Source organism: Aquimarina sp. I32.4, assembly GCF_002924285.1.
GTDB lineage: Bacteria > Bacteroidota > Bacteroidia > Flavobacteriales > Flavobacteriaceae > Aquimarina.
Genome location: NZ_PGUB01000059.1, coordinates 20,182 through 30,102, shown reverse-complemented (window position 1 = coordinate 30,102; position 9,921 = coordinate 20,182). Strand labels below are relative to the sequence as shown.

Sequence of the window (9,921 nt, the reverse complement as noted above, 5' to 3'; positions counted from 1 at the left end):
AACCCTCGCTTGGCTAATGGTATGTGTGGAATTATTTCCATTTCTATTGTATATTTGTCTAGTACGCTGTACATAATAGGCTGCTTTTAAATAATTTACGTGTCGTAACGCAAATATCGGCAGCCCGTTTTTACAATTCAAAAAAAAGTTTAAATCAGTTCTATAATTAAATACGTATCAATATCTGAATTCGTTTCACAATTTTATTACTTTTACATCTGGGAAAAACAGAAGATTGCAACAGTTACCAATCTTAATCAGTCAATTATAGTACCTTTTCAAAAGTTATAAAATGAAAAAAATACAGTCTATTGTACTTTTTTGCATATTCAATTGTGTGCTCTATGCTCAAAAACCAATGGATTCTCTATCTAGTAGAGAAGATTTTGAGATTTTTGAAAACATACTCAAAAATGGGCACCCAAATCTATATGAATACATTGACAATGATTCTCTAAATTATATTTTTAATACTACAAAAGGGTCTATTACCTCAAAACAATCGGATATAGATTTATATAAAAAGATGCTTACTGTCACAGATAAAATTAAGGATGGTCATCTTTTATTGTTTGCACCTAACTCTATAAAAACTGATCAATATTATTTTCCATTAATTTTAAAAGTAATACATACCGATCTATATACAGACACCAATGATTATGGAATCCCAATTGGATCAAAAATAAACACAATTAATGGAGAAAAAGCTTCTATAGTCTTAGACAACTTAAAAAAATATGTTCCTTGTGATGGGCATAATCTCACCAAAAAATATAGAGACATAGAATTAAAATTTGGACTGCTTTATGGATATGAATACGGTATTTCTAAACAATTCGATATCGATTACACAGAACCCAACGGAGTTACAAAAAGTAATACGATTGCTGCTGAGTCTTTCATAAAAGTTAAACATAGAAACACAAAACGTAATTCTTATTTTGCTAAATATCACAGTAAAGAAAATGGTTTTGATTTTTTTAATACCTATATCGCTAGTAAAACCCCTTTTGTACATTATAACGAAGAGTTAAACACAGCTGTATTAGTAATTAATTCGTTTAAAAGTGATATTAGATTATTTAAATCAAAGCTATTGACTATTTTTAAAGAAATTAATAAAAAGAAAATCAAAAATCTTGTTATTGATATTAGGCATAATGAAGGAGGGTTCAGGTCTAATGCTGTACATCTGTATTCTTTTATTACCAACTCTACATTCAAACAATTTACTAGTGAGTATGTTGCATCACTCTCTGTTCCTGAACGGAAATACGCCACTCAAACATTTTTGAATGAAAAAGAATTCTTAAAAGATAAATTTTATCATCACCCTATATATGATGGATGGAAACTTGATTTTGATGATATGGAAGTAATTATGGTTCCTGATAGAAATCGATTTCAAGGAAACATCTATGTTTTGGCTGGTGGTACTACATTTGGCGCTGGTGCTACATTTGCTTTGAATGTTAAAAACAACCCTAAAACAACATTAATAGGAGAAGAAACTGGAGGGGGATATTATACTCATAACGGAGGGTTTATCATATATTATGAATTACCTAATTCTAAAATAAGTATGGTATTACCTATGGAAAAAATCAGTCATTATGTAAAAGATACAACTATCGCCAAAGGATTAGGAATACCACCTGATAAACATATCATATTTACGCTAGATGATTTGATTAAGGGAAAAGATCCTGAACTTGATTACATATTCAGGTTGATTCGCGGATAAATAATAAGCATAGAATACTTATCTTTTATCCTATATAAGTATTTACACTAGTTATTAATTCACAAGAACTATGTAACATTTTCTTGAACCTTTGAGCAAGATGCTCATCATTAAATTTCATTGCTTCACTAATACTATTAGACAATACTAATTCTCCGATGAGATATTCAACAAAGTAACTCTGATCATCTGTTAGAAGTACATATTCTGTCATGCTAGTAATTCCTTTTTCTTAAACTTTTTACATCAAATAATAGCTCTGTATAAGTGTATCAAATACAACTGTAAAATTAAGTTTAAAAACAACCAAAAAATTACGAGCAAAGAATACTTTTTCACATATGTATTAACAATTGTTGTATTACTACATTATTAATCGAGTAAGTATGAATTCAAAATACAATATTATGTTTAGTACTATAAAAATTCTACATTTGTTTCCTTATAAAACAATCCATTTATGTCTATAGATAAATTAATTAGAGCTTATGCAAATATTGATAAGGCTAATACTGAAGACCCAAATAAAGAAGAAATAAATAATGAAATAGTAGCCAAAGAGTTAATCTATGGACAGCGAATGACTACTACCCTAGAACAATTTGACCCAAATGCCTCAGAAGCTCTTAAACTTGCTGCTAGATCTCAACATATTTGCAGATGGGAAATACCAAGAAATAGCTACCCTATGGATCGCATCGGGTATCTAAAATGGAGAGAAGAATTAAAGAAATTTCATGCTTCAAAAGCTTCAGAAATTCTTACTCAAATAGGATATGATATAGAAACAATTGATAGAGTTTCTTTTTTAATTCAAAAGAAAAAATTAAAAAAAGATGCAGATACTCAAACTCTTGAAGATGTAATATGCTTAGTTTTTCTCGCTTTTTATTACGAAGATTTTTTGTTAAAACATACTGATGATAAGGTAATCTCTATTCTACAAAAAACATGGCATAAAATGTCTGAGAAAGGACATGAATCCGCTCTAAAAATTACATATTCAAAAAAAGCATTGGATCTAATTAAGCAAGCATTGGCTTAATTCTATCTTATTTATATAGTAGTATTATATCACCTTAGTTTTTTTTTTAATTACTTCATTACGGTAATAATCAATAATTCCGTCAATAGGTCTTCTTACAATATTACCTACTGTAAGGTGGTATGGCCAAACTGCTGCTCTTATAATATCTTCGCTAAAATGAGCTATGGATCCTATAAAATGCACAGGAACATTCTGAGCTTCAGGAAAGCACAACACTCTAGTTTCTATAAACTCCTGAATACCTTCAGTAATAATTTTATAAAAATACCCATTACGCTCACTAGTAAAAATAAACTCTGCAAAAGATGCCAAGTATGTATTAGGGTTCTCTTTTTTATATAAATTTTCCTTTATAGCATCTGATGAGAGGTCAAACTGTTTTTCAAACTCTGATGCTACATCTGGTGGCATTCTCTTATAATAATAATCACGTATCAATCTTTTCCCGAAGTGATTTCCACTTGCCTCATCCATAAGAATATATCCTAGAGAATCTACAGACATATGAATATCATCGCCATCAAAATAACAGCTATTAGAACCTGTACCTAATATACATACAATTCCTGGTTCTGTAGTAGCAGCATATACCGCCGCAACCATATCCTCTTTGACTACAATCTCATTAGCATTAACAAAAAACTCTTCAAAGACTTTTTTTAATACCATCGTAGGTTTTATAGTACCACACCCTGCCCCGTAAAAGTTTACGATATCAACCTTATCTCGATATGCATAAAGCTCTTCGTTTTTATTTATTCTTTCCTCTAGCAAAGATTTCTCAAATACAGCGGGGTTTAATCCTTCTGTACGAGTTTTAAAAACGATTTCTCCTGAATCATCAAGAAGAATCCAATCACATTTGGTAGAACCGCCGTCTGCTAATAAAATCATTTATAATTTTGTTTGTTGTTAGCATAGAGTATATACAATACTCTTAAAAATATTTTGAAAGTCAGACGATTGAGCTTGTTGAAAATTTTTATTTATCAAAATAAACCTTCGACAAACTCAAGCTGACATAACTATATCTAAATTTTATAAATTTCCTACGTGAATTGACAAATCAACTAACTTAGAAGAGTATCCATATTCATTATCATACCATGATACTAATTTGAAGAAATTATCATTAAGTGAAATTCCCGCATTAGCATCAAAAACAGAAGTTTGAGATTCTCCTACAAAGTCTTGAGAAACTACAGCCTCTTCAGTATATCCTAAAATACCTTTTAATTCATTCTCTGAAGCTTTCTTTACCACTGCCTTAAGCTCTTCATAAGACACCGATTTTTTAGTCTTTACAGTAAGATCTACTACAGAAACATCTGCTGTAGGAACTCTAAATGCCATTCCTGTTAATTTTCCTTTCAAAGCAGGAATCACTTTGGTAACCGCTACTGCTGCTCCAGTAGTAGAAGGAATAATATTATTTAATGCACTACGCCCTAGTCTATAGTTTTTTCTAGAAGGAGAATCAACTGTTGCTTGCGTGGCAGTAGCAGCGTGTACTGTTGTCATCAATCCTTCTTCTATTCCAAAATTATCATCAATAACTTTAGCCAAAGGAGCTAAACAATTTGTAGTACATGAAGCATTAGAAACAATAGTATCGGTAGCTTTAACATCTGTATGATTTACTCCCATCACAAACATAGGAGCATCTTTTGATGGTGCAGAAATAACCACTTTTTTAGCACCTGCTTTTAAGTGCGCATCTGCAGAATCCAATGTTGTAAAAATTCCTGTACAATCCATAACAACATCTACTCCAACAGCATCCCATTTTAGGTCTTCTGGATTACGTTCTGCTGTTACACGAATTTCTCTTCCAGCAACAACAAGATTACCATTGCTTACCTCAATTGATTCATCAAATTTTCCATGCACAGAATCATATTCTAATAAGTATGCTAAATGCTCTACATCTAATAAATCATTAATTGCTACTATTTCTACATTATCACGTTTAGAAGCAATTCTAAAAGCAATTCTACCAATTCTTCCGAAACCGTTAATTCCAATTTTTAACGTACTCATATTTAAAAATTTAGTTGTTTTAATTTATACTGACTGTGGTTATATTATACCGAAGTAATATCGGCTACTTTTATTAATCTATCGTGCTTTTGTAATCTCTTATCTAATGCGGTTTTAAGTGGTACAACCGAGACTACTTTATGTACGATTCCAATCATTACTTCACTTCTACCTTCTAATAATGTTTCTACAGCTCCTACGCCTAATTTACTTGCTAACACTCTATCAAAGCAACTAGGGGGGCCTCCTCTTTGAATATGTCCTAAAACGGATACTCTTACCTCATAATCATCTAGATTCTCCTCGACATATTCACCCAGCTCAAAAATATTTTTTCCTGATTTATCGCCTTCTGCAACAACTATAATACTAGAGGTTTTTCCTGTCTTTTTACTTTTCTTTAATGAATCCAGAAGTCGTTCTACTCCCATATTTTCTTCTGGTATCAATATTTCTTCTGCTCCTGCTCCTATTCCAGCATTCAAAGCTATATCTCCTGCATCTCTACCCATCACCTCTATAAGAAATAATCGATTATGAGAACTTGCAGTATCTCTTATTTTATCAATGGCTTCTACTACAGTATTCAGAGCGGTATCATACCCTATGGTATAATCTGTTCCATTGATATCATTATCTATAGTTCCTGGAATACCTACTACTGGAAAATTAAACTCTTCAGATAATTTCAATGCACCAGTAAAACTTCCATCTCCACCTATAACAACAAGTGCATCAATATTATTTTTTATAAGGTTATTATATGCTTTCTGTCTTCCTTCAATAGTTCTAAATTCTTTAGAACGAGCAGATTTAAGAAAAGTTCCTCCTTTATTTATAATATTACGTACAGAACGAGCGTTTAACTCTTCGATCTCGTTATTAATAAGACCTTCATACCCTTTATAAATACCATAACATTTTACCTTATAGTAACTACATGCACGAACAACCGCACGAATCGCGGCATTCATCCCCGGAGCATCTCCACCAGAAGTTAGCACCGCTATATTTTCAACTTTTTTTGCCATTGAGTCAAATCTATCGTTATTGATAGTAATAACCTAATTTGCAAAAAAACTAAAACGTTTTCGGTTGATAAATTAGGCACTTACAAAAGTAAAATGCACGTTTTTAACACGTTTTCATGAAATATTTTCAAGAATAAAACCGTTTTATAAAAAAATACTGATCTATAAACTCTTTATTTTTATAAATAATATGTAAACAAAAACGATCTGTTTCAACAGATCGTTTTACAAATTAACACTTGTTTTGATTATTATTTAACCAAAACCATATACTGCCACGGTTTAAATTCATAAACATTATCAGGTGCTATTTCTATCATTTCTCCTGAGAAATAATCTTTAAACTTACCTGTATATTCTACATTAAACGATATTGCATCTTTTGTCATATTTGCTATAAAAAGTATGTTATGTTCTTTTTTGTTCCTCGCAAATGCCAAAATTTTGATATCATCAGATGTTTGAATTCTTTTATAGGCTGCTGCATTCTTTCCAGTATGTAGTGCTGGATTTATATTTTTTAGTTTACCTAACTTTTCATACAAAGGAAAAAACACTCCTTTTTCTTTCTTAATAGTATCTTTCTCAAAAAACAATAAACGCTTATTCATATCATATTCTTGCCCTGAATAAATCAAAGGCATACCTGGAGTAAGATATGAGAGTACAGCAAACATCTCTTTGGCCTCTCCCATTCTCTCCTGTACTGTTCCATTCCATGAATTTTCATCATGATTAGATGTAAAATTCATTAAGATATTATCCTTTGCATACATAGAATCTATTTGGATCATCCTTTTATCCCATTGGCTAACATCTGCTTTTCCTTGAGCAATATCATTCATCTTATGATGAGTATCCCATCCATACCCCATATCAAAAGCAGTTTTCAACAATTCTGGTTCCCATCCTTCTGCTAGCATAAATACAGGCTTTATCTTCTTAAGTTCTCGTACTGTATTGTTCCAGAAATCAGTAGGAACCATTCCTGCAACATCACACCTAAAACCATCTATTCCCTCTTCTTGTAACCAGTAGATCATATCCTCTTTCATCTGCTCCCGCATCTCTTGATTATTATAATTAAGGTCAGCTACATCGGTCCAGTCTGTATCAACAGTATGTGTTATATTACCATCTTTATCTTTGGTATAATATTCTGGGTGTTCTTTTAACCATATATGATCCCACCCTGTATGATTTGCTACCCAATCTAAAATGACATAAATCCCATTATCATGAGCAGTTTTCACTAACTCTCTAAAATCTTCAATAGTACCAAACTCAGGATTGACTGTAGTATAATCTGATATTGCATAATAACTTCCTAGTGACCCTTTGCTTTTGGTCTTAGAAATCGGATAAATTGGCATAACCCACACTATCTTGACTCCCATTTGTTTCAAAACAGGAATATCTTTGGTAAATGCATTAAAACTACCTTCTTCAGAATATTGACGAATATTTACTTCATAAATGACTGCATTTTCTATCACTGTATTATCGATTGGTTGAAGCACCTCTTTTTTTACTTCTTTCTCAACCTTTATCTCTTGTTTGTTTACTGCTTCTTCTTTTTTTGTTTTCCCACAAGAAAACAAAAGTATAGCCGAAGCAAGCCCTAGTATTACTTTTTTCATTGGTTCAAAATTTTCTGTCGTTACACTTATTTTTTAATCACTAGTTTGTATTAAACCGTTACCTGATTATTAGGAGAGATTTTAAGCTCTTTATCATGTACGTAGATTAGCAATTCCTGATCTCCTTCTAGGCTAAAAGAAGTGCCCTCTTGAGAGACATCGACCTTGAGAATTTGGTTTCTATAATTTACATTAAAAGCATACCCATCCCACTCTTTAGGTATTTTTGGAGCAAAAGACAGTTTATTATCTTTTACTCTAAGTCCTCCAAAACCTTCAACAATACTCATCCATGTTCCTGCCATACTTGTAATATGCAATCCCTCCTCAACCTCTTTATTATAATCATCAAGATCAAGCCTTGATGTTCTAAGATAAAATTCATATGCTTGATCCATTCTATCTAATGTAGCAGCCAGAATACTGTGTACACATGGAGAAAGTGAAGATTCATGTACCGTAAATGGCTCATAAAAATCAAAATGACGCTCTATATCTTCTTTGGTAAACTTATCTTCAAACATATAAAACCCTTGTAGTACATCGGCTTGTTTTATATAAGGTGAACGTAATATACGATCCCAACTCCACTTTTGATTAATGGGTCGTTGTGATACATCTAGATCTTTTACCGTAATTAATTCTTTATCAAGAAATCCATCTTGTTGCAAGTATACCTCGTATTTCTCTGAATACGGAAAATACATCTTCTCAGCAACCTCTACCATAGCTTGAATTTCCGACTGACTTATATTTGTTTTTTTTATAATTCTATCATAGTCTTCTTGATATGTTTCTTTTACGGTATCTATATTTTTAACACAATATTCAATACACCATTTTGCCAAGTAATTAGTATACCAATTATTATTGATGTTATTTTCGTATTCATTGGGTCCAGTAACCCCAAGAATTACATATTTATTTTTATCAGTAGAAAATGTTGCTCTCTGATGCCAAAAACGAGCAATTGCAATCATTACTTCTAGCCCTTTTTCTGGTATATATCTATAATCTCCTGTATATCTTACATAATTATAGATCGCAAAAATCATTGCGCCATTACGGTGTATTTCTTCAAAAGTGATTTCCCATTCATTATGACATTCTTCACCATTCATGGTTACCATTGGATACAGTGCTGCTCCATTAATGAAGCCTAGTTTTTTAGCATTCTCAATAGCTTTATCCAAGTGATGATAGCGATATGTCAACAAATTTCTAGCAACTTCTTGATTTTTGGTAGCCATATAAAACGGAATACAATATGCTTCTGTATCCCAATAAGTACTCCCCCCATACTTTTCACCAGTAAATCCTTTAGGTCCAATATTTAATCTAGCATCCTTACCTAGGTATGTTTGATTTAATTGAAAAATATTAAATCGTATCCCCTGCTGTGCCTTTACATCTCCTTTGATGACAATATCAGACATATCCCATATTGTTGCCCAAGCTTTTTTCTGTTTCTCTAATAGAGTATCAAACCCTAACTCTGAAGCTTTTTGAAGTAGTCCAGAGCTTGTGTATTCTAAATCACTTTCTCTATGTTTAGAAGATACCGTATATCCACCATATTTTATAATACTAGCGGTTGTTCCTTTAGAAGATTTCACAGAATATTTTAGATTCACATACGTACCATTTATTTCTGTTTTAGGGTGTACTTTTTGTTGTTTTCCATCTACAAAAATATGATTTAACATTGCTGTACATACATGAAAATCAGTTTTCATAGTTTTAGAAAGGATATATCCAGAATTCTTATTGTGGGCAAGATCATACGTATCCCAAAATTTATCATCCCAATTTGTATCTTCATTTGTAATCCCCGAATCAAGATAAGGCATAAATTCTATGGTAGCATCTTTATTTATCGGGGTTACCTCATATCGAATAGCGCCTATCTCATCTATCTCTAAGGATAAAAAACGAGTAGATTTTACTGATACTTCTATAGAATTAGACAAGACTGCATTAAAAGAGCGTTGATACCAACCTTCCTTCATATTTAATTCTCTCCTAAAATCGGTGATCGATGTACATGTATGCAGATCTAGGTTTTCACCATTTACATTTACATTAATACCAATCCAATTTGGCGCATTAAGCACCTTGGCAAAATACTCTGGGTAACCATTTTTCCACCACCCTACTCTGGTCTTATCGGGATAATACACCCCTGCAATATAACTTCCTTGAAAAGTATCTCCTGAATACGCTTCTTCAAAATTAGCGCGTTGTCCCATTGCTCCATTTCCTAAACTAAAAAGGCTTTCAGAAGATTTAACTTTCTCTGCATCAAACCCTTCTTCAATAATTGACCAGTTATCTGGCTTTATATAATCCTGATTCATCTGTTATTTTTTATTCATACTAAGTCACTCTATAGAATTGTCTTTCTTCTTTTTATCA

Annotated in this window: 8 protein-coding genes; 2 read left to right on the top strand and 6 right to left on the bottom strand. The window is 32.0% G+C overall.

Features of this window, described 5'->3' with window-relative positions:
• Positions 1-292: 292 nt before the first annotated feature.
• Positions 293-1,747: a S41 family peptidase gene (locus CVD18_RS13730; protein ID WP_103866016.1), complete on the top strand. Its 1,455-nt coding sequence runs from the start codon at positions 293-295 to the stop codon at positions 1,745-1,747.
• Positions 1,748-1,772: 25 nt separating this feature from the next.
• Here the strand turns inward: CVD18_RS13730 and CVD18_RS13725 are convergent, their stop codons facing one another.
• Positions 1,773-1,961: a hypothetical protein gene (locus CVD18_RS13725; protein ID WP_103866015.1), complete on the bottom strand. Its 189-nt coding sequence runs from the start codon at positions 1,959-1,961 to the stop codon at positions 1,773-1,775.
• A gap of 246 nt (positions 1,962-2,207) precedes the next feature.
• Here CVD18_RS13725 and CVD18_RS13720 point away from each other — a divergent pair, with 246 nt between their 5' ends.
• On the top strand, positions 2,208-2,792 hold the full coding sequence (locus tag CVD18_RS13720) for a DUF4202 domain-containing protein (RefSeq protein ID WP_103866014.1): 585 nt from the start codon (positions 2,208-2,210) through the stop codon (positions 2,790-2,792).
• Between the two features lie 24 nt (positions 2,793-2,816).
• Here the strand turns inward: CVD18_RS13720 and CVD18_RS13715 are convergent, their stop codons facing one another.
• From CVD18_RS13715 to CVD18_RS13695, 5 genes are all read right to left on the bottom strand, one after another.
• Positions 2,817-3,689, bottom strand: a complete 873-nt coding sequence (locus tag CVD18_RS13715; protein WP_103866013.1) for a BadF/BadG/BcrA/BcrD ATPase family protein — start codon at positions 3,687-3,689, stop codon at positions 2,817-2,819.
• Positions 3,690-3,833: 144 nt separating this feature from the next.
• Positions 3,834-4,835, bottom strand: coding sequence for a type I glyceraldehyde-3-phosphate dehydrogenase (gene gap / locus CVD18_RS13710; RefSeq protein ID WP_103866012.1), 1,002 nt, complete (start codon positions 4,833-4,835; stop codon positions 3,834-3,836).
• Positions 4,836-4,879: 44 nt separating this feature from the next.
• A complete protein-coding gene (pfkA, locus tag CVD18_RS13705) occupies positions 4,880-5,866 on the bottom strand; it encodes a 6-phosphofructokinase (RefSeq protein WP_103866011.1) in 987 nt (328 codons plus the stop codon).
• A gap of 251 nt (positions 5,867-6,117) precedes the next feature.
• The gene (locus CVD18_RS13700; protein WP_103866010.1) at positions 6,118-7,506 is read right to left on the bottom strand and encodes an alpha-amylase family glycosyl hydrolase; all 1,389 of its coding nucleotides are present in this window, start codon (positions 7,504-7,506) and stop codon (positions 6,118-6,120) included.
• A gap of 50 nt (positions 7,507-7,556) precedes the next feature.
• On the bottom strand, positions 7,557-9,863 hold the full coding sequence (locus CVD18_RS13695; RefSeq protein WP_103866009.1) for a glycoside hydrolase family 65 protein: 2,307 nt from the start codon (positions 9,861-9,863) through the stop codon (positions 7,557-7,559).
• Between the last annotated feature and the right edge of the window lie 58 nt (positions 9,864-9,921).